Annotated in this window: 22 protein-coding genes and 1 pseudogene; 12 read left to right on the top strand and 11 right to left on the bottom strand. The window is 54.1% G+C overall.

Going from position 1 to position 19455, the window contains the following annotated elements:
• Together Abin_RS07890 and Abin_RS07885 are read left to right on the top strand one after the other, a co-directional pair.
• Window positions 1-2352, top strand: coding sequence for a type IV secretory system conjugative DNA transfer family protein (locus Abin_RS07890; RefSeq protein WP_048845801.1), 2352 nt, complete (start codon window positions 1-3; stop codon window positions 2350-2352).
• Window positions 2349-3662, top strand: a complete 1314-nt coding sequence (locus tag Abin_RS07885) for a DUF1173 family protein (RefSeq protein ID WP_048845800.1) — start codon at window positions 2349-2351, stop codon at window positions 3660-3662. Before Abin_RS07890 ends, Abin_RS07885 begins: the two co-directional genes overlap by 4 nt.
• Here the strand turns inward: Abin_RS07885 and Abin_RS07880 are convergent.
• From Abin_RS07880 to Abin_RS07860, 5 genes are all read right to left on the bottom strand, one after another.
• Window positions 3655-3945: a hypothetical protein gene (locus Abin_RS07880; protein WP_146867669.1), complete on the bottom strand. Its 291-nt coding sequence runs from the start codon at window positions 3943-3945 to the stop codon at window positions 3655-3657. The two genes, Abin_RS07885 and Abin_RS07880, sit on opposite strands and share 8 nt — an antisense overlap.
• 212 nt (window positions 3946-4157) lie before the next feature.
• Window positions 4158-4430 carry a hypothetical protein gene (locus Abin_RS07875; protein WP_048845798.1) on the bottom strand — a complete coding sequence of 91 codons (273 nt, stop codon included), beginning with the start codon at window positions 4428-4430 and terminating at the stop codon, window positions 4158-4160.
• 65 nt (window positions 4431-4495) lie between these two features.
• Window positions 4496-7702: a MobF family relaxase gene (mobF, locus tag Abin_RS07870; RefSeq protein ID WP_048845797.1), complete on the bottom strand. Its 3207-nt coding sequence runs from the start codon at window positions 7700-7702 to the stop codon at window positions 4496-4498.
• The gene (locus tag Abin_RS07865) at window positions 7699-8007 is read right to left on the bottom strand and encodes a hypothetical protein (RefSeq protein WP_048845796.1); all 309 of its coding nucleotides are present in this window, start codon (window positions 8005-8007) and stop codon (window positions 7699-7701) included. Before Abin_RS07865 ends, mobF begins: the two co-directional genes overlap by 4 nt.
• 183 nt (window positions 8008-8190) lie before the next feature.
• Window positions 8191-8625: a hypothetical protein gene (locus tag Abin_RS07860; RefSeq protein ID WP_255319339.1), complete on the bottom strand. Its 435-nt coding sequence runs from the start codon at window positions 8623-8625 to the stop codon at window positions 8191-8193.
• A gap of 359 nt (window positions 8626-8984) precedes the next feature.
• Here Abin_RS07860 and Abin_RS07855 point away from each other — a divergent pair, with 359 nt between their 5' ends.
• The 10 genes and pseudogenes from Abin_RS07855 (at window position 8985) to Abin_RS07810 (ending at window position 16688) form a co-directional block, all read left to right on the top strand.
• On the top strand, window positions 8985-9563 hold the full coding sequence (locus Abin_RS07855; protein ID WP_040133494.1) for a TetR/AcrR family transcriptional regulator: 579 nt from the start codon (window positions 8985-8987) through the stop codon (window positions 9561-9563).
• Window positions 9564-9617: 54 nt separating this feature from the next.
• A complete protein-coding gene (locus Abin_RS07850; protein ID WP_040133497.1) occupies window positions 9618-10388 on the top strand; it encodes an MBL fold metallo-hydrolase in 771 nt (256 codons plus the stop codon).
• Window positions 10389-10399: 11 nt separating this feature from the next.
• Window positions 10400-10801, top strand: a complete 402-nt coding sequence (locus Abin_RS07845; protein ID WP_040133499.1) for an ester cyclase — start codon at window positions 10400-10402, stop codon at window positions 10799-10801.
• A 270-nt stretch (window positions 10802-11071) separates the two neighbouring features.
• On the top strand, window positions 11072-11656 hold the full coding sequence (locus Abin_RS07840) for a recombinase family protein (RefSeq protein ID WP_040133501.1): 585 nt from the start codon (window positions 11072-11074) through the stop codon (window positions 11654-11656).
• Window positions 11657-11748: 92 nt separating this feature from the next.
• Window positions 11749-12678: pseudogene (locus Abin_RS07835) on the top strand (Tn3 family transposase); the annotation flags it as partial.
• Window positions 12679-13227: 549 nt separating this feature from the next.
• The gene (locus Abin_RS07830; RefSeq protein ID WP_174766859.1) at window positions 13228-13944 is read left to right on the top strand and encodes a hypothetical protein; all 717 of its coding nucleotides are present in this window, start codon (window positions 13228-13230) and stop codon (window positions 13942-13944) included.
• Window positions 13945-14060: 116 nt separating this feature from the next.
• A complete protein-coding gene (locus tag Abin_RS07825; protein ID WP_048845795.1) occupies window positions 14061-14909 on the top strand; it encodes a hypothetical protein in 849 nt (282 codons plus the stop codon).
• A gap of 2 nt (window positions 14910-14911) precedes the next feature.
• Window positions 14912-15376 carry a hypothetical protein gene (locus tag Abin_RS07820; protein ID WP_048845794.1) on the top strand — a complete coding sequence of 155 codons (465 nt, stop codon included), beginning with the start codon at window positions 14912-14914 and terminating at the stop codon, window positions 15374-15376.
• Between the two features lie 96 nt (window positions 15377-15472).
• A complete protein-coding gene (locus tag Abin_RS07815; protein ID WP_048845793.1) occupies window positions 15473-16285 on the top strand; it encodes a hypothetical protein in 813 nt (270 codons plus the stop codon).
• Window positions 16233-16688: a hypothetical protein gene (locus Abin_RS07810; protein WP_148315670.1), complete on the top strand. Its 456-nt coding sequence runs from the start codon at window positions 16233-16235 to the stop codon at window positions 16686-16688. The genes Abin_RS07815 and Abin_RS07810 overlap by 53 nt, the downstream gene beginning before the upstream one ends.
• Window positions 16689-16752: 64 nt before the next feature.
• Here the strand turns inward: Abin_RS07810 and Abin_RS07805 are convergent, their stop codons facing one another.
• The 6 genes from Abin_RS07805 to Abin_RS07780 form a co-directional block, all read right to left on the bottom strand.
• Entirely contained in the window at window positions 16753-16917 is a 165-nt protein-coding gene (locus Abin_RS07805) for a hypothetical protein (RefSeq protein WP_255319340.1), read from the bottom strand.
• Window positions 16918-17286: 369 nt separating this feature from the next.
• The gene (locus tag Abin_RS07800; protein ID WP_048845791.1) at window positions 17287-17790 is read right to left on the bottom strand and encodes a hypothetical protein; all 504 of its coding nucleotides are present in this window, start codon (window positions 17788-17790) and stop codon (window positions 17287-17289) included.
• Between the two features lie 48 nt (window positions 17791-17838).
• Window positions 17839-18249, bottom strand: coding sequence for a type II toxin-antitoxin system VapC family toxin (locus tag Abin_RS07795; protein ID WP_048845790.1), 411 nt, complete (start codon window positions 18247-18249; stop codon window positions 17839-17841).
• Window positions 18246-18518 carry an antitoxin gene (locus Abin_RS07790; RefSeq protein WP_048845789.1) on the bottom strand — a complete coding sequence of 91 codons (273 nt, stop codon included), beginning with the start codon at window positions 18516-18518 and terminating at the stop codon, window positions 18246-18248. Before Abin_RS07790 ends, Abin_RS07795 begins: the two co-directional genes overlap by 4 nt.
• A gap of 70 nt (window positions 18519-18588) precedes the next feature.
• Complete coding sequence (locus Abin_RS07785) at window positions 18589-19005, bottom strand: hypothetical protein (RefSeq protein ID WP_048845788.1); 417 nt, start codon at window positions 19003-19005, stop codon at window positions 18589-18591.
• Window positions 19002-19439 (bottom strand): hypothetical protein, encoded by a 438-nt coding sequence (locus Abin_RS07780; protein WP_048845787.1) that lies wholly within the window; start codon window positions 19437-19439, stop codon window positions 19002-19004. The genes Abin_RS07785 and Abin_RS07780 overlap by 4 nt, the downstream gene beginning before the upstream one ends.
• Window positions 19440-19455 lie beyond the last annotated feature (16 nt).

Raw genomic sequence — 19455 nt, 5'->3', positions numbered from 1 at the left:
ATGGCTAAACGTCAGATAGGAGGCCCACTCGGGCACCAACAAGTCAAACGGGGATCGACTTACCGCGATACGCGTCCCCTGTTCGAGCGTTTTACGGCTGAGATGCGGACGTCCTCATCAGGTTTTGTTATCCTGATCGTGGCCGGATTGAGCTGGTTTGTCCCTGCCCTCATAGGACTGACACTCCCTGTCGTGATCGGTCTGACATGGTGGGTTCTCACACGCAGGCCCGTACTCCCCTTCCATTTGCCCCGATACTCTGGGCTGCCTGATGAACATGATCTTGATCCCAGTACCCGCAAACCGAAAAAAGCGGGCGGTATCATCTATCTCGGCACGGATGCGCATACAGGTCAGCAGCTTTGGTTTTCCTCAGATGCTGGCCGACAGCATGCCGCAATGCCCGGAACAACGGGGGCAGGTAAAACCACATCTGCGCTCTCTCTCATGGCTAACCCCCTCTCGCACGGATCGGGATTTCTGCTCATCGACGGCAAAGGTGACAACACGGTTTACGGCGATGTTGCCGCCCTTCTCAGGCGCTTTGGACTGGATGATCAGCTTCTCACGCTCAATCTGCTGACGGCCAGCTCGATCAGGGAATCAAACACGTTTAATCCTTTCGCCACTGGCAATGCTGACGCCATCCGAGAAATGCTTGTCAGCCAGTTGGGCGAGCCTGTTGCCAATGATGCCAACGGCGTTTTCCGTGATCGTGCAGTCAATCTAATTGGAACGCTAACGCCTGCACTGGTCTGGATGCGGGACCGGCATGGTGTCTCCATCAACATCGAGACCATTCGGTTCGCAACGGAACTCCGGTGGCTTGCAACGCTGGCTCGGCACAAAATCTTTCTTATCCGCAACCCCGGTCAGCCACAGCCTATCAAGATCCCGGTCCCTGACATTCCCGATGACGTTCTCTACCCTTTTCAGGCCTATTTGGGTGAGCTTCCCGGCTACGATATCGGACTGGAATGGAATCAGCAGAAAGAAAGCCGTCCCTCTGAGCAACATGGCTTCGCAACCATGTATTTCTCTAAAATCTTCACCCAGTTCGCCGTTTCACTTGGCCATATTTTCAAATGCGAAAACGGTGATATCGACATGCGTGATGTGGTGCTGAACCGCCGCGTTCTGGTCGTCATTCTACCATCACTGGAAAACTCGTCTGACACACTGGCCGGCCTTGGTAAGATTATAGTGGCATCAGTGCGAGCCGTTATGGCGCAACTCTTAGGCGCACGTCTTAACGGGCCTGCATCAGAGATATTCAAGCTCAAGGCAGGATCAGGGGACGCACCCTATCAATTCTTCTTTGACGAACTCAGCGCCTACGCCACAGATGGCATGGACCGGATGCTTGCTATGGGGCGTGGGCTAAACTGCATGTTCTGGTTGGGCTTTCAGGATCTGCCCGGCTTAACAAGTCGTATTGGTGACAAGGCGTTTACACTGCTCGGCAACGCCAACCTGACCCACGCTATGCGTCTGCAGGATGCTATGCGGACGCGTGAGTGGATTGAAAAACAGTCCGACCGAGTGGAGGTTACACAGGCCACACACTTCGAAGGAAACTCAGCGGGAAGTTATCGAGAAGGGAGAGGTGCGGAAATCAGGGAGGTCGCCCGTATTCCATGGGCCGATCTTCAGTCCCTGATTGAAGGTGAGGCCATCACGATGTTCGGCGGCCGTGTCGTTCATTCAAAAACATTCTTTGCTGCGGTAAATGGCCGGAGTGGAGAAATCCGCACGGCACAGCCTGTCATGCTGTCGGCACCTTTGGTTTTGGATGGGAGCGCACCTGATGATGAAACCTGCGCCGTTTTGGAGACCATAGAGAACGGTAGCTATCGTTCCGAGCTCCATGCTCCCGTGAGAGAACCGGCCTTTGAGCGTCTTGTTGCAGAAGTTAAATCTGCTGGCAGCACACCTGCATCAATTGAAGCAAAATTTCCGCTCATTGCTCAGGCGACAGTCGGGTTGTCTGTGGACGCGATACCGGGAAATGACAATACTCTGATAAACTTCCCATCACGACGGCCGGAGGAGGAAAAGACCCCGTTTACGCTTATGCTGCGTGATGCTGCCATGAACCCGAAACCGGGATACGAAAAGATCCCCTCTCCCCGTCCGCCCCTTGATGGTGTTCTTCTTGGCACACTGGACGCGATTGAACGCGCAGTTGATCCCAGACCAGGCATTGGCCGTAAGCAGGCACTTCTGCTGCTTGGGGTACGCGATCGTGTGATTGACGCGCAAAAGCGCTACGAGGATGATATTTCCTCACAGATGGATCACAAGGAACTGGCACGTCAGATACATAAGCTTTCGAAAAGGCTCGTTGCATGAATGATATTGTCGTTCTCCCTGGAGGAGAAAAACTGTCATTGGAATGGAAACTATCCGATCCGGAGCGATTTCAGCGACGCCTCAAGGCAAAGCATGCTGACAATGGCAAAGCTGGACCAGGGGAAAAAGCACATTGCCTCTGTGTCCACCAGGGACGTTATCTGGAGCTCCAGATTAGGCAGCTAAAAGAGAGTTACTATTTTGCGTGCATGCCAAATACAGGACCATATCACAGACCAACCTGCCCATTTTATAAACCTAACCCCGAACAAAGTGGACAGGCCGCCTATGTGGATGGCGTCATCAAGGAAGACCCAGAGCACGACGAAGTTAGGGTCAAACTAATTACGTCTCTAAAACGGAATATTGAGAAGAGTCCGGTATCATCTGCTCCTTTGCCTGCGGGTCCACGAGCTGGTAGTAGAACCCAGAGACGCATGACCACTCTTGGCTTGCTGCACCTCATATGGGAGCGTGCAGGTCTGCACTACTGGCGCCCACAGTTTACAGGACACCGCACTGACCCAAAAGCGCTCAGGCGGGCTTGCGCGACATCTCGCAACATCAAGATCCAGCGCGGCATCACGCTAGAGCAGGTGCTCTGTCCGGTCGTCTCCAATGATCGGGGTATTTTGTACTCTACACAGCGAACCATCAAAGATAATTCAGAGACATTAAAACTGTATGTGATTGGGCGCTTGAGTAGTGTTCAAGGCGATCCTTATGGAAAAGGATACAACATCGAACTGTCTGGAATACGAGATGGATACCGAATGTTCATGTCGATTTCACAGGCCAAATGGGAGCGATTGGAAAAATCGTATTCCAGAGAACTGGCAGAGTTTTCTCGGAATGAGGAAGGGCTTGCAGTTTTTGGATTATTCCTTGTCACCATAGATCCAATAAAAAAAGGAAAGTATAGTAATTTTAGTACCGTTAAAATCGAAGACGCTGCTCTCATGACAACGACTGAGCAACTTATTCCGGTCGAAAGCCACTATGAAGCGAAAATTGTGGAGTTATTAGTTCAACAGGATCGGACCTTTATAAAGCCGCTCCGCTTTGATGCAGCACGAGAGCTTGTCCGGGCTGACTTTATCTTGACTGATATGGGCAAAAAAGAAGGCTACCCAATGGAAGTATTTGGGCTGACGGATGAAAAATATCTCGCGCGCAAAGCAGAAAAAGAAAGATACTACGCACGTGTCTTTGGAGTTGACGGATGGTGGTCATGGGACGCTGCCCATAACGCACCCATTCCGCCTTTTCCTAATGTTTCTCTAGCTCAGACATCCGACCCGATCAGCTGATCGCATAGCATTGTGAGGTTGCTTGCTGACCGTGCAAATTTTGAATTTCGCATCGGAAATGGCCTTTGGGCGTCGAAATAATATACATACCCCCTGCAGGATCTACCAGAGCAGCCTCAACATGCCCATCTTTCAAGAGGTCGGACATAGGTGTTTGGACAGGTTCATTTTTCGTTGGAACTTTTGGTGCTTCCGTTGTCGGCTGATCAGCCTTTGCATTAGGTATTGAACCACAAACCAAGGTTGCTAGAGCCAGGGCCACGGGAATACTTTTTTTCAACATACTCAAACCTTTCATGAGTCAAAATTATTCAGGAATGCCTGCCCCATCGTGATCGGCAAGGACAGTTGTACATCATTGTTGCAAATTCATGATCTGATGGAGAGAGTCCAACGGTTCACCTCTTTGTCAGGCAAACACATTATCTGCTGTCGTGAACGCTAATCTGATATTCAGACTATGGCTCATATTCATAGAAAGCTAAATAACTCGTTTTAAGTCTTATGGCTGGACGAACCTGCCACCTGAATCGCGTTGACAACGGACTCACGCGCTCCGGCATCTGCTTTGATATTCGCAAGCTCAGCTTGATGATCCAGTTCCTCGGCAGTCATATCTCGTCTTGGGAACACAGTTGCCCTTACTGCAGATCGCACAGGTGATGTTGCTACTGACGATGCCGGATCCTCAATGCGAGCAATTTTGCCTAGAAAGCCCACGCCCAAACCCAATAGAACTAAAAAACCGAACAAAACCAGAAAGAGCATGAGGGCTTCCTTTATGCCATGGCCTTACAAGGTCATTATGACAACAGCAAAGCCTGGTGCAAGTTTCAGGACACAGAGGGAGATGATTGGCCGGAAGGTTTCATAGTCACGATTTTTGCGTATTGATGACGAATATCTTTTTCCTGACGGCTCATCACTTCGGGAGCTTGTTCCAGTATTTTCTTTAATTCACTATCAAGCCGCCTAATCAAGTCGGGATGTGCGGTGTTAATCTGGCGGCCTCTTAGCGCCATCTGGTTCTCACGACCAATATCCCGGCCCTCAATACGGGCTTTCTCTATTTTCCGGCCGATCTCAATGAGTTCACGGACTCTCTTGTCTCGATCTTTTTTCTTCCGAAAAGGCAGATCCATACCCAAAGCCTTATAGGGCTTATTTGCCATTTTTTTAGCAACATAATCCCACAACTGGTCACTCGTGATAGGTTCCTGATCCCCCAGTGCGCGACCGTTCCTGACCGCCTCAAAGGTCGCACCATCAGATATCATCGTCCATGTTGTTCCTCGGGCACGACTTTCCGCAACATAGGACGTGAACCCTGTCGCCAGATCGACACCGCGTGGCATGGCGTTGATATGCTCGTCAGACGTCAGCCCCTGTGCGGCATCAATTGTCATGGCATGACCAAATCCCAACAGAACGCGATTAGAGCGTGGATCTGATAGACGGCGCCATTCCACTTGTGCTTCCTGCCCATCAGCAAGCCTCAATTTCAGCCCCTTGTCAGATGCGCTGAGAACCTCACAGATATCTCCGTTATTCCCAACCCACGTGCGTTTATCTCCGACAAGTCCCCAGACCCGACGATACAGTCGCACCTTGTCTCCAACAGCAAGAGCCATGTCATATTCCTCGCCTCGCTGATCTATGGCTTTGATGATCTTTTGGTCTGCACCAATATCACCGCGCTTCTGCAACACTTGGCGTACCGCAAGACTGAGATCAGCAGCATCTTTGTTCGTCAGCGCTGACATGGTGATCGTCTTGAATGACCCATCAGCCTTGGGGCCTTGGGCCTTTAGAGCATCTTTACGGGACACGTAGTGTTGAGCGATGGTCTCCAGAACATTCTGATGGTCTCCTGTGACCAAACTGATGCTGCCATCCTGGCGCTTCATCTCGATGGCCTGCCTGACTTCCTCGGTATGGAAACGGTTTCTGATGTCATCATCACGGTCCTCATCAGTCTCGGCGGCGACGGCTTTGCCCTTTGTCTCAAGTGCTTTAAGCTGCTCATCACTAGACTCTTCACCGCGAAAAAGAGCCGCAATATCACGATTGCGCTTAGTTTTCTGACGTACTGTGGACAGGAGTTCGGCCTGATCATCAGGCTCCAGCACTCTCTTGATTATTTCAAGAGCATCACCGGCCTCGATAGCCTGTGCCTGTTCTCTGTCACCCATCATACGTAAGGTCAGTCCCGTATCACGTTGCAGTTCCAGAAGCCGCAACATCTGACGCGGTGCCACCTGCCCTACTTCATCAAGGGCTATGACGGTATGCTCATCCAATTTGAGGTCGCCCCGATCAATACGGGCCAAAAATGGGGAAAGCGCGTAGGTTTCATCAATACCCGCATCTTTCATGGCGTCTGCCTGACGCCACGCATTGGCCACGCCAAGTATGCGCCGTCCTGATGGGTTTCCCTGAGTATCATTGCGCCACGCATCTACCAGTGGCTTCAGCAGGGTCGTCTTCCCAGCTCCGGCAACACCTGTCAGCATGGCTATCCTGCCGCTTTGTCCCAAAGTATGAACTGCCTGACGCTGCGCCTGACCATGTTCAGAACTAAAATCTAGTCCAGAACGTTCAATAGCATCCTCTATAGCTTCCTTTCCGAGAGCCCCGCTTCTGTCGGCCGCTGCTCGGGCAATATGAATTGCGAGATCTTCTTCCAGTCTGATTTGTTCGGAATGCGTGACACGCTCACGCTCGCCCTTCATCTTAATAACGAGTTGAACCTTCTGGCCACGAACCTCAATACCGCGTTTTTCCGTCAGATCAACCACGTCATCTATGTCAGAAATTCCGCCTTCAATACCGGTCGCAATAAGACCACGTGCGGCATAGGTTCGCAGTTTCTGGTGATCGATAACTGCGGCTGTTTCAAATTCCTCACCAAGATGTCTGGCAACGAAACGCCATGCCTGATCAAGCCTCTGGTGGCGATCTAACCCCGGATCGATCTCCGGTCCCATCAGGCTTTGATCAACCCAACCCAGCTCCTTGGCCTGACGCTTCCAGATATCGTGGTCGTCAGCGTCTAGATCCTTACCTAAACGAGCAGCCAGTCCTGCCATGGAAAGCATCTTCTGCTTCCGCTCAATTGACAGTTGGTCCCATTCTAAACCTTGTTCCGAGGCGTAGGACTGAGCAGCTTTCAGGACGTTGCGGCGACCTTTGCTGAAAAAATCCGAAATCTCCTGAGGTACTGCGGAGACGACGGTCGCCTGCTCATTGGCGTCATACGTCTGGGCAATACCAATTTTACGCAATTCCTGAGCAAGAATGGCTTGGAAGTAAGCACCAAACTCATGGACACGCGACCGGAGCTGTTTTGTATCCAAAGACCCAACATGACCGTCGTCTGTAACAACCATGTTGAACATCGTGTTGTGAAAATGGGCATGAGGATCACCACCAGCCGGCGTATCAATCAGGTAAGTCTGATTGCTCTCAGGGTCTAACGCCTCGACTGTTGGGCGTGCTGTTGTATGGCGGTAAGTCACCCATGTCACATGACCTTCTTCAGCGCCGTCTTTCCCTCCCCTGCCGCGTCTGGCCAATCCCAGTTCACGAGCAACGTATCGCATGGTTTCGTCGTTAGCGATCTGCATGGCATGCCAGATAGCGGCGCGTTCTGCGTCAGTTTCGGCAAACTCTGCAGCGAGGGTCACAGACTTATGAGGGGCCAATGTCAGATCATAGGCACTGATTTTCCGCTGGTGCGAGGACCATTCCTCGCCATTGTCAGCCCGTTTGGCTTCATAGAGACGGGAAAGCTGTTCTCGGGTGGGAGGCTTGAAACGGTCAATGCCTAATGCCTCAGCAGCACGCCACGGCATATCTGGGCGCCAGGACGCACGACCATCACGGCCGGTATAATAATTTGTCAAACGTGCGCCGTCGCTGTCAGGCGTCTTGGTCGGATCCAGACGGCAGTCACTCTCAGGATCAGGAATATCCTGTAGATAGTAATTAGAGATTATCTGCCCTCTGCAGGCCGCCGAGATTTTCCGAAAGGTCATCATTCCTCTGAACCTTCCTCTCCCGATGAATCCGGGTGAGAACGTGGTGTACGTCCTTCAAGAAGATCCAGCGATGCGCCAGTGGTATGGTCAATGCGGCGAAGAACAGGTCTTTGGTCGGCTATAAGGGTGACAATTCGCGCCAGCAGATCATCCAGCGATGGACCCTCTCGTTCTTCTGGGGTCAGCAGTTCGAGTATGAGCGTCTGGCGTTGATGCAGAGCACGCAGTGATTCATGGATCGCATCAAACTGCTCATCAACGTGAGCACGCCATTCTGCTATTGTTGGTTCCGAAGGCTTTGTCATCACATTCTATCCTGTAGACCCGAAATTGATGCTTCAGGATCATGAAAGATGATGCGACGAAAAAGGGCTCACGGAGAAGAAGAGCGCTATCTCCGAGTAAAGAAAGCGCTCTCACGTTTACCTGGGCATAGGTGTTGGTGTCCTAAATTCGGAACCAGTAATCCGCTTTGTAATGGAAGAGGATCAGGCCCCCACAGGTGATATAGTAGTAACCGGCTCAAAGTAGGGACCGGTGCCAAATTTATCATCCAGAAGCCGCATAACGGTGGATAGACGGCACATATACTGGCGCATTTGATCAGACCGCTCACTATTTTGTCCGAGAGCGAACCAACTGATTTGCACAAGTTTTACCAAGTGAATGAGTTCTAGAATATCCAGATCATAGGACCACGGACGTTTTGCTTCGCTTAACGCTCTTTCAACGGAGAATTTTCCATTCATGCGGGTCACAAGGTGACGGGTTGCTTGATAGATATCACCCTCTTTCAACTCCGCTAGGAGGCGTAGATCGGCCGCACTGATCTCTGGCTTGGGTGCGTCATTGGCGGCTTGCGCACCTGCATCCTGCCTGTATTCACCCGTGCGACTGATCTGCGGCAGAACCTCATCTGTCACCCAGCGCCGGAACCGCTTGGCTACGGGTTTCGTCGCTATGAACGTCAGATGGGGGCGTCACATAAAAGGGGCACAGATATACGCTAAGGCTTGAAGGCGTCGGAAAACACCTGTTTGCCGCGCAAGACCGCAAATGACCTGCTCTGCGATAAAGCCGTTGGTCGCGACCGTGACCCTAAGTGTCAGGTTTCGTTTTAACCACGTTTTCAGACCGTTCGAGCCTAGCCTAACAACGAGCGAGCCAGGTCAATAATCGAAATTTCGTAACTGACTGAAACATAGCGGAATATTTTTCTGGACTAAACGGTCCTAAATGACTATACACCCTCCCACAGCATGCCATTGCAGGGATAACGATCGTGGCCAGGCCGCAAGAGTTCGACAAGCAGCAGGTCTTGAACAAAGCCATGAAGCTCTTCTGGCAGAAGGGTTTCGTGGCGACCTCGCTCAGCGATCTGTTGGCTGCGACCGGGCTGAGCAAGAGCAGTCTCTATGCGACGTTCGGCAGCAAGCACGAGCTCATGCTGTCCGCCTTCGACAACTATCGGGCCGAGCGGGAGGCAGAAATGCGGCGCGTGACCGGTGACGGCAATGCCCGCGCGGGCATTCTGGCCTTTTTCGAGAAGATCGTCGAGGATGCCCGGGCGGAGGGGTTCGAAGGGTGCATGAGCATCAACGAGGCCGTCGAACTCGCCCCGCATGACCCCGAGGTGCGGGAGCGGGTGCGGCAGGACTTCGCGACCATCGAAACCATTCTGGCCACCGCGATTGCCCGCGGTCAGACGGACGGCTCGGTCGCGACCCGGCGGCCGCCCAACGAACTCGCGCGGCTGCTGACCATCCTCTTCCCCGGGATGCAGGTGATGGCGCGCTCGTTCGCCGACGGCGATTTCCTGCGGACCGCAATCAGGCAGATCGAAATCCTGCTCGATAGCTGAGCCCCCTTTTTTTGATCATTTTGGACCAATTGGTCCTCAACAAGGAGACGTAAAATGCAAGTCAGACAGATCCGGAACGCCACGCTGCGCATCGATTACGGCGGCCAGCGCTTCCTCATCGATCCCTATCTCGCGGCGAAAGATACCTATCCGGGCTTCGAGGGCACGATGAACAGCCACATCCGCAATCCGCGGGTCGAACTCGCCACGCCGATGAGCGAGATTCTCGATGTCGATGCAGTCATCGTCACTCATAGCCATCCCGATCACTGGGACGAGGCTGCGGTCGCTCTCGTGCCCAAGCACCTGCCGCTCTTCGCGCGGGACGAGGCGGACGCCGAACTGTTCCGCAGCCAAGGCTTCGCGGACGTCCGCAACCTGGCCGACGAACCCGGCTTCAAGAACGTCAGCCTGACCCGCACCGCCGGCCAGCACGGATCGGACGCGACCATGGCCGCCGCCGGGGAAGTGCTCGGCGAGGTCTGCGGCGTGCTGTTCACGGCCGAAGGCGAGAAGACGCTCTACCTTGCCGGCGACACCGTCTGGAACGCGTCGGTCGAGGAGGTCCTGGCCGACGCGCGGCCCGACATCATCATCCTCAATGCCGGCGACGCGCAGATTCCGGGGCTCGATCCGATCATCATGGGCAAGGAAGACGTGAAGCGCGCCCATGATGCCGCGCCCTTCGCGACCGTGATCGCGAGCCATCTCGAGGCCGTCAACCACGCCGTGCTGACGCGCGCCGAGCTCAATGCCTTCGTCGCGGAGCACGATCTTGCCGACCGCGTGCTCGTGCCGGCCGACGGCGAAGCCTATTCATTCTGAAAGGACAGATTATGACCACCGAAGCAAACAAGGCCGTCGTCCAGGCATTCTACGACGCGATCAACCGCCGGGAATTCGACCTTCTCGCGCAATATTGCCACTCCGACCTCAAGTTCTACCATCAGATGGACACGCCTCATCACGGGGTCGAAGGGTTCGTGGCGTCGGAGAAGCAGAATTTCGACGCCTTCGACGACTGGACCATGCCCATTGTCGAATTGATCGCCGAAGGCGACAAGGTCGCCGCCTATCTCGTCTTCCAAGGCATTCACAGCGGACTGCATCAAGGAGTCCCGGCGACCGGGAAGAAGCTTCGCTTTTCGTTGCTGATGTTGCTGACTCTGAAGGACGGCAAGATCATCGAAAAGCGGGCGCACTTCGACCGCATGGATATTCGCAACCAGCTTGCCTGAACGGACGCCGATGCAGCGGGACGTCCTGCTGCATCGGTCCTGCCGCATTCATGGGCTGAACTGGCGGATGGCCGATTTCACATTCGTACACGCCCAGGGAACCTCCTATTTTTGTCGGGAGCTGCCTAGCCACCCTGGCGGAAATCACATGTTTGTCGACAGGCGGCGGCGCGAACAGACTGCAACCCGATGACGATGGCCGATTATGCACGACAAACCCTGTCGCTTTGATCTAGTGTGCGACAACATCAATTTAGAGGTTTGTCGCACATGCTCATCGGGTACATGCGTGTCTCATCGGTCGACGATCGCCAGTCTGTCGACCTGCAGCGCGATGCTCTCATCGCCGCCGGCGTCGATGAGCGCCATCTCTTTTCCGACAAAGCATCGGGCGCCCGGGACGATCGCCCCGGGTTGAAGGCTTGCCTGGAATACCTGAAGCATGGCGACACGCTGATCGTTTGGAAGCTCGACCGCCTCGGGCGATCCCTGGCCAACCTTCTGACGATCATTACCGACCTGAAAGACCGGGGCGTGGCGTTCCGATCACTTACGGAGCAGATGGACACGTCGACGCCCCATGGAGAATTGCTGTTTTCGTTTTTCGGCGCGCTTGCTCAATATGAACGCGCGCTCACGCGCGAACGGGTGATGGCGGGTTTGGCCGCAGCTCGGCGGCGCGGTCGGCACGGGGGGCGTCCACCTAGCATCGACGCGGAAACGATCGAGCAGATCACGGATGCACTCAATGCTGGTGCAAGCAAGGCGTCAGTGTGCCGGTCCTTTAAGGTGCCCCGATCTACCCTCATCGGCACGCTCGATCGGATTGGCTGGACGGGGCCAGCCAAGGCCTGAGCAGATGCCCCGCCGTTCTGTCCTGACCGAGGCGCAACATGCCGAGTTGTTCGCCTTGCCCGAAAACGAAGCCGACCTGGTGCGGTATTGGACGCTCGGTGCCGACGATCGCCACCGTCATCGAAATGCAGGTGGCCCTGACCGACGATGCCGTGGTAATGTTCGAACGACTGATCGGACAGATGTTCCGGCGCGCCGAACGCCGGGAAGAGGCGGCGTTGAAACGCGACAAGCGCACCATCAACGGCAAAATCCGCCTGCTGGCCCGCCTCGGAACCGCGATCATCGACGCAAGGGCAAACGGCTCGGATCCTTTCGGCGCCATTGCAGAGATAATCGGGTGGGATGACCTCGGCTCCGAAATCGCGGAGGCTAGGCAACTTGTGCGTCCCGATCCGCTCGATCCTGTCGAGCTTGCGCGATCCAACCTTCCGATCCTCCGTCAGATCGGTCCGGCCTTTGTCGCCAGCTTCACCTTCGGCGCAGTTCCTGCCTGCTCGGGCCTTGCTCGTGCCATCGCTACGATGCGCGATCTGGGCAGTGGGCGGCTGCGCAAATTGCCCGTGGGTGTCCCGCTCGGCTTCGTGCGCCCCGCCTGGCGTCGGCGGATCGACCGAGCCGGTCTTGACCGTCGCATCTTCGAATTCTGTGTTCTTACCGAATTGCGAGACCGGCTGCGCGCCGGCGACATGTGGGTCGAGGGCAGCCGGCGATATAGAGCGGTTGAGCAGCAGCTTATTTCCGCGCCTGTGTTCGCTGCCATGCGGGCGGCGGGGCCACTGCCCATCCCGGTCGCCGAAACCGCCGCGACTTGGCTAGCGGAACGCAAGGCCCTGCTCACCCAGAGACTGGCCGAGGTCGATGCAAAGGCAGCGGCCGATGCACTCGAAGATGTACGTCTCTCGGGCGGCAAGCTGCGGATATCGCCGCTTCGGGCCGTCACGCCAGACGAAGCTGAAATGGCCCTTGCGCCCTTGTATAGGGTTCCTGATGCCCAATACGTTGCAAATTTCCTTTGCCAGAACCCAGCGCTTGCCCTCGATTGATACTGCTCCCAGTCCTTGTTCCTCAAAACGCAGACTATCAGTCTCAACGACCAACGGCTTCTTGTGATGTTGGAGTCTCCGCTGCGCGCTCTCGCTGTTCATTAATCTGACCCTCTCTCCAGCTGTTCGAGATCGCGAGCATTGCCGCCCATCATGCGACGGAAAACAGACTTCACTCCGAAAAAAATCAGACGAATTGGCCCCCCAAAGGGAGTCACGATTCTGACACCCTTTCTCCGCCTGCCCAACCTTGGCGGCGGAGCCGCCCGCACTGAGGGTGCAATGGTGTATGAAGGCCCTAAAAAACCCTACGGCAGACCCTACGGCAATCATGCGGCAATCCCATCGGCAACACCACGGCAGCCCTACGGCAATGTAACGGCACACCAGACGGCATCATGGCGGCAAGCGAGGGGCATACCACTGGCGATCAGACGGCAAACGTACGGCCATCCACAGGAAAATTATGGGGAGGGGGTTTCGGTCGCATGATGAAAAGACATGCTGACATGAAGCAAGGAGGACATGATGGCGTCTGTAAGAGAAAAACTCGTCAAACTCGCCCAACAATCGAGCTGCCCGCCGCTAAGTGGAGAATTGTACCAGTGGTTATATCAACATCACGAGGCTATTGCCGAACTTCGGCTCGTTACAACGAGCTGGAAAATCGTCGCAACTGTGGCTGCTGATGATGGGATCAATATTGGCACGTCACGTCAGGATCTTAAAAAGATTGAACGCAAATGGCGGGTTGTCTGTCGTGCGATTTCACACAAACAGAACAAGCAAGAACGTCATCGGGTGCAAGTTCCTCCTTCTAAGCCAGGGCCCATCATGCCCAGCCGACTGCCATCTGACTGGACACCAGAATTCGTGGAGATACCCCAACCTGACGCTCAACCCGTCCAGCAAGCACCACAAAGTCAGGCTTTGACGGTCAAGCGCGACAAACTGCAGGCCAACGCCTCCAAGACTATGGAGCAGAAAATTGACAGAGCCCGTTTCACCCTTGGTCAGGCGAAATTCGACCTCACGATGGCAAAAGAACAGATCCGGCTGAACGACAGTCAGGGGGCTCCAATGCTTGCAAAGGAAGGGGAAGCAAAACTCCCAGGCCTGCGGGAGATCATCAAACAAAGACGGGCCATTTATGACCGCCTCCTTGCTGGTGAGGATGTTCCCGACGAAGAGCTGGAATTCAAATCGCCTCGCGAGAGAGAAGAAGAAGAATATTCTGACTGAGCGGGCTTTTTGAATTTTTTTCCAGAAATCCTATCTGGTCGCATGATGACACGATGAAATCCTTCTGAACGGCACACTCCTTACTGAGAAGAGCCGTACCAGAAGAGGACGATTCAATGACTGCAACCAAAGTGGACCCAGTTCAGGCCAAACCCGCCAAGCCTGCCCGTACAAAACCACCCGTGCTCCTGACTGCGGTTGGTCGGCAGCGCACCGGCAAGACTGTTTTCCTGAATGCGTTGACGGAAACCGTTACACGTCAAGGGGGCGATGTGGAGGTCTGGAACACGGACCATCTGAATGTCTCCCACTCCATCTCGCACTTCCATCCTAATGCAAAGAAACCCGCTACCGGCAATCTCAAGGAACAGAAATCCTGGCTGGAACAGCAGATCGAAGGGATGGTGAAGCGACAGAAGGACGTAATTCTGGACATTGGGGGCGGATGGACGGCCTTCCACGAAATCATCAACAGCACCCCTCTTGTGCCGCAACTGTCCAAACTGGGTATCAAGGTCGTTGTGGTGTATATGCTCGGCACAGAACTGGCTGACGCTGACTATCTGCAGGATCTTCAGGAAAAGCGTCGCTTTCTTCCCGGCCACAGCATCATCGTGATGAACCGCGGCTTGCTGCCGCTGGGTTACACAAACAACAGCCATTTCGACAAAATCCGTCAGACACCGGCTGTCATGAACGCCACGGTAGATGTGTCAGATGAGGATGGCGGAATTTACTTCTTGCCCGAGTTGGACGGTATGGACGAAATCACGGATCGCCGGATGTCATACGCAGACTTCATTGATGACAAGAACGTCGAGGGCCATCCACCCAGCGGTCTTTTTGACCGTATGCGGGCAGAAGTCTGGTTCCATCGCTCGTTCCCCGAATTTCTTGCACAGATTGACCCTAGTCTCCTTCCCGATATGCCCAAAGATCTGCCGGTCCCGAAAGACTTTGAGTAACCATGAGCCTGAAAAACGACAGACAGCCGGAAAGTCCACCCACTCCCGCGCAGGCAATTGAGGAGCTGAAGCATGCGCTTCAGCACTTCACTGTCAGGCCGGATAGTGCGAATGGGCGTTTCTTCTTGGCCATACTGGCCGTGCTAGAGGCACAAAACCGCACACTCGAAGCGATGCCCAGGTGCCTGAATGAGGCTCTCGTCCTGGTTAAGGCAGAACGCCGCTCAATCGAGCTGACCTTGCAGGACGGTGTGGATGCTGCGAAGGCGCTGAACCAGATCAACGAACGGATGGTTGAGCAACGCATTCTGGATGTCGTCAGCAAGGTTTTCCAATCCTTGCAACCTGAGATCAGTCGGCGGGCAAAATTGATCGCCGACCGGTATCAATGGCGATCAACTGGCCTCATCATTTTCTGGGGAATGGTGCTTGTTCTCATCGGTTTCGTACTGGGGCGTCTTCCATGAAAGTGTGACCATAATGGACACACTTTCCCTACCCGCTCTTTTTTTAATTCCGTCGCATGATGATGGGGGAAAATCACTGCATCGCAACCAGAGGAGATGCTCGTGAGAAAGAGACGATCCGCATGGAAGGTCTGGCCTGTGCTTGGCTCTTCCTTCTTTATTTATCCTGCATTGGCACAGACCGTCAATGTCCCTGCAGGTCTGCCGCCAACGGTCAATGCAACCTATCAGGAAGTTGGGATGGGAGGCTGGACACCACCGACCTCCTCAACAACACAGCAGATCAGCGGTAGCGGGTCCGTGGTCTCTACAACGACATCCAATGGCAGCGGAACTGATGCTCTGCAATCGATGTATTCCCAGTCGTGGGGATATGCAGCAGCCCAAAATGCCAGCGCCCTTGGGGTCAATCCAGATGCTCTGGCCGCAACCTGCGTTGTCGAGTCAGGATGTCGTAACGTTTATACAGCAAACGGCAACTCATCCATTACTGGTGCATTTCAAATGTCGAACGGCACCTACAATGAAGCTCTGCAAAAGGCGTTGGCCTCTAACCCTAGCCTTGCATCCAGTATCACCAACACGGGAGTTTCTGGCCAGCAGGATCCGGCCACTCAGGCCGTTGCCGCTGCGCAGTATCTCAAGGATGCTGCCACTACGCTGCAGAATTCGGGAATTAGCAACCCGACAGCTCTTGATGCCAGAGGCTATTATAACTTTGGGCCGCACGCAGGAGTTCAGCTAGCCCAGGCCGACGAGAACGCTTCTATGGCCTCAGTTTTATCCAATATGTCGTCTGATCAACTTTCTAAAAACGGCATTTCACCGGGAGAGACAGTCGGACAATGGAAAGCTAATGTTTCTTCCAAAATGGGATCAGCAGCAACCTCTCCAATCCTTGCTAGTTAATGAGGGTATTATGAAATTAAGAAATCTACTGGCCTTAGTCCTAGCACTTGCTCCAATGCCAGCTCTGGCTGCAGGCCTGACACCAGTAAAACCATTGGCTGGGTACACGTGTATGATGCTGAATGAAACCGCAGCACAGGCAATGGACTTCCAACATCCTGTTTCGTTCAAGTTAAGACCCTTTGACACTGAGCCCGATATTGCACCAGTCGGAAATCAGATAGCCGTGAAAATTGGTGGCCGTGTCATGAATGGATATGTCGAAACCTTTGATTTTGCATTCCGTCCACGCTGGGTCGCACAGAAATACCTTGCGCCTTATCACGCTAAGGCAGATCCCTCTGCAACATGTACTCCTACTGTCATGTCAAATGGCCATCTTGGTTTCAAATATGGTCACTAATTAGTATAAAACTCACGACCACGTAGAAACAGAAAAGCCGCCCTATGGCGGCTTTTTTTGTGGTTCAGACAGTGCTCAAACTGCGATCCTGAAAGGCCGGATCATGCAGTCGTTTACGGGGTGATGGTCGCGCTAGAAATGCTGCTTCCAGATCGAGCAACCATGCCGAGAGATCAGGAGGCAATGACGATGTCCCGGCAATGGCGCGTCGAAACTGTGTGCGATGCATATCGCATCTCTCGGCCGCGAGACGTTCTGTCCAACCCAACACCATGAGACACTGGAACAGTCGGCGACCGGAGAGCCGTAGAGCTGGGCGTTCGGAAGAAGAGGGGGTGTCTGTCGTTTTCATAGTGTGATGTTGGCTGGCCATGATGCGACCGACCAACCTTTACTGTTTTTTATCCCTGGATCAGGAAGGCCCTGAGCAACCGCTTCCAGAATGGCACCCCCTCTGCCCTCCAGGTCCGCTGGAGTTGCCTGTCTGCCGCAAGGCTATCCCATAGCAAAGGCGAGACTGACAGCCTCTCTCGTCGGGTTGCCCCCTCTCTGCGTTGCCGTTTCCGCTCCTTGCGGATCATGATTGCACGGGCAAGATTCATGACATACCTCTCTCGCAAACTGGACTACCGCCGTAGAGCTTTTCCACGACGCCGATAACTTCTGACCCAGGCACTGTGACGGTCCAGTATGTTCCATTCCTGCCGACCTTGCTCACATTGCAATCGTCAATCATCCAATGCTTTTCCATGGATGTATCGGGGGTCACAAAGATAGCCCGACCCAGTGACAATTCCGTCTCTGGATACCCAGACAACCACAGGACGTCCGAACTATCGTGGTGGTTCGGATCGTGAGGCTCAATTCCGCAGACTTTATCCCCCAGTAGAGCCACTATTTTCTGGGATACATGATAGCAGCCCACCAGTGATTTCGTATAACCCTCTGATTTTTGCTCGACGATAACTGTTAGTGGCCTGCTGGGGTCATAATTTTCTTCTCTCCTGACCGCTTTCATCAGACTGCCGAACTGTGATTCAGCCTCATCATCCGCCACAGTCATGGATACAATCGTTTCTGGCTTATAAGTCTCTTCTGGCATGTGAAACTCCTCAATAACGGTCTTGCAAGACAAGCATTTGCTTGATGATCACGTCTCATTCTCCAGCCAGTTTTCGAGCCTCAAGCCTCTGATACGCATAAACTCACGTGTGTTGTTCGTCACCAGAGTTGCTTTGAGGGTGTAGGCATGCGCCGCGATCAGCAGATCATTCATGCCGATCGTCTGCCCTGCGGCTTCGAGTTCGGCACGGATGCCACCGTATTGACCGTCAGCAGGAATATCGAGTGGCAGGACGGGGATAAACGCCAGCACGCTCTCAACCCGGTTCAATAGCTTCACAGAGCCTTTTTTTGCGCATCCATAACGCAACTCAGCAGCCACAATGATGCTGGTGCAAAGGTCGCCGGGGTCGATAAGCTCAATGCGTTGCGCACATAAGCCGGAAGGATTGCGAACCAGATCACTGATGATGTTGGTATCAAGAAGATAGGTGCTCACAGAATATCTTCCGGTGTGGCGGCAACGTCCTGAATATCAGGAAAATCATCGTCGGGACTGAGCTGCGGCTCTTCACGCCATGCCATGAGAAGCTCCTTCAGCGTAGGAGGCGTTTTCACTGGCTCCAGAACGAGTTTCTCACCTTCACGGCGGATCAGCACCCGATCACCTGGCATTTGAAATTCAACCGGGATCCGCACTGCCTGACTGCGGTTGTTCCAAAACAGTTTTACTTCGCGTGGTCGGGGAGTCACTTTAGGAACTGGCATAATGGCCTCCTGCGTGTATATCCCTTATTGTATATGCCAGACACTCAGGCTTCAAGCCTTTTGATTGCCTTCAGAGGTGGCCAACGACCACGCCATCCTGCCCCCGCAAGTAGTGCACCATATATTCCGCTCCTGCGAGTGAGAGGGGCTCAGCAAGGCCCTGCAACCCTTCCACAAGAGCCTCGTGTCGGCGTGCAGCGATAAAGGCCAGCGCACTGCCTCTTGAAAAGGGCCTGAAGGACTGATCTCCACGCAACTGGAACCGGAGTGGAACAAGGTCGGCCAGCCCGCGTGCAACATCATGAGGCGTTGGATCCTGCTCTGGTACCAAAGACCGAAGCAACGCAGAGGCCTGCCTGTCTTCCTGAATATCAAGCAACAGCCCTTCAAACCGCCTGAGTGTGGAAAGAGTGACAAAGGAAGGTGAGGGCATCCCATTCACGATATGGAATGCCGTCCGCCCCAGTTCCTGGACAAGCTGCATCATGCTGCCAATCTCCTGCGGATTGAGCTGATACGGTCAAGCACCTGGGCATCACGTACAGCAATGGCGGACAAACGGGCCAACTCTTCCTCAGCCTCGATTTCTGCCATGATCTCCTGATTGAGGGCTATTCTGGCAGCCTCTTCGTCCTCACTCTCCCACTCATCCTCCTCTGGCGCGTCGCATCCTGCGGGGCAGCAGCCGTATTCAATGCCGTGACAGCAGAACCCCTCAAGGTGCCCCTCCTCGGCGTCTGGGGCATAGTCCCCTTTCTGTCTGGCATACTCTTGCAGGGCGGCGGCCTGATCAGGAGTGAGCTGAGAGGCTGTGTGATCAATCTCTCTTGTCAGTTTCTGAACATAGAGTTCATAAGAGCAGCCACAGCCCTTGCTGGCGGCGGAATTGGCTCTTTCATACAGTTCTGCGACATCACACATGAGGAATACTCCGGCT

Origin of the sequence: Acetobacter indonesiensis, assembly GCF_000963945.1 — a bacterium.
Classification (GTDB): Bacteria; Pseudomonadota; Alphaproteobacteria; order Acetobacterales; family Acetobacteraceae; genus Acetobacter; species Acetobacter indonesiensis.
This window is presented reverse-complemented; position numbering and strand designations above follow the sequence as displayed.

What these genes read in the sequence shown, in the direction of transcription:
- Abin_RS07780 (WP_048845787.1), bottom strand. Translation starts at nt 19,439, where the DNA reads ATGTGTGATGTCGCAGAACTGTATGAAAGAGCCAATTCCGCCGCCAGC.
- Abin_RS07840 (WP_040133501.1), top strand. Translation starts at nt 11,072, where the DNA reads ATGCTCATCGGGTACATGCGTGTCTCATCGGTCGACGATCGCCAGTCT.
- Abin_RS07850 (WP_040133497.1), top strand. Translation starts at nt 9,618, where the DNA reads ATGCAAGTCAGACAGATCCGGAACGCCACGCTGCGCATCGATTACGGC.
- Abin_RS07800 (WP_048845791.1), bottom strand. Translation starts at nt 17,790, where the DNA reads ATGCCAGAAGAGACTTATAAGCCAGAAACGATTGTATCCATGACTGTG.
- Abin_RS07785 (WP_048845788.1), bottom strand. Translation starts at nt 19,005, where the DNA reads ATGATGCAGCTTGTCCAGGAACTGGGGCGGACGGCATTCCATATCGTG.
- Abin_RS07820 (WP_048845794.1), top strand. Translation starts at nt 14,912, where the DNA reads ATGAGCCTGAAAAACGACAGACAGCCGGAAAGTCCACCCACTCCCGCG.
- Abin_RS07825 (WP_048845795.1), top strand. Translation starts at nt 14,061, where the DNA reads ATGACTGCAACCAAAGTGGACCCAGTTCAGGCCAAACCCGCCAAGCCT.
- Abin_RS07810 (WP_148315670.1), top strand. Translation starts at nt 16,233, where the DNA reads ATGTTTCTTCCAAAATGGGATCAGCAGCAACCTCTCCAATCCTTGCTA.
- Abin_RS07890 (WP_048845801.1), top strand. Translation starts at nt 1, where the DNA reads ATGGCTAAACGTCAGATAGGAGGCCCACTCGGGCACCAACAAGTCAAA.
- Abin_RS07815 (WP_048845793.1), top strand. Translation starts at nt 15,473, where the DNA reads ATGCTCGTGAGAAAGAGACGATCCGCATGGAAGGTCTGGCCTGTGCTT.
- mobF (WP_048845797.1), bottom strand. Translation starts at nt 7,702, where the DNA reads ATGATGACCTTTCGGAAAATCTCGGCGGCCTGCAGAGGGCAGATAATC.
- Abin_RS07880 (WP_146867669.1), bottom strand. Translation starts at nt 3,945, where the DNA reads ATGTTGAAAAAAAGTATTCCCGTGGCCCTGGCTCTAGCAACCTTGGTT.
- Abin_RS07790 (WP_048845789.1), bottom strand. Translation starts at nt 18,518, where the DNA reads ATGCCAGTTCCTAAAGTGACTCCCCGACCACGCGAAGTAAAACTGTTT.
- Abin_RS07845 (WP_040133499.1), top strand. Translation starts at nt 10,400, where the DNA reads ATGACCACCGAAGCAAACAAGGCCGTCGTCCAGGCATTCTACGACGCG.
- Abin_RS07865 (WP_048845796.1), bottom strand. Translation starts at nt 8,007, where the DNA reads ATGACAAAGCCTTCGGAACCAACAATAGCAGAATGGCGTGCTCACGTT.
- Abin_RS07885 (WP_048845800.1), top strand. Translation starts at nt 2,349, where the DNA reads ATGAATGATATTGTCGTTCTCCCTGGAGGAGAAAAACTGTCATTGGAA.
- Abin_RS07830 (WP_174766859.1), top strand. Translation starts at nt 13,228, where the DNA reads ATGATGGCGTCTGTAAGAGAAAAACTCGTCAAACTCGCCCAACAATCG.
- Abin_RS07875 (WP_048845798.1), bottom strand. Translation starts at nt 4,430, where the DNA reads ATGCTCTTTCTGGTTTTGTTCGGTTTTTTAGTTCTATTGGGTTTGGGC.
- Abin_RS07805 (WP_255319340.1), bottom strand. Translation starts at nt 16,917, where the DNA reads ATGCATCGCACACAGTTTCGACGCGCCATTGCCGGGACATCGTCATTG.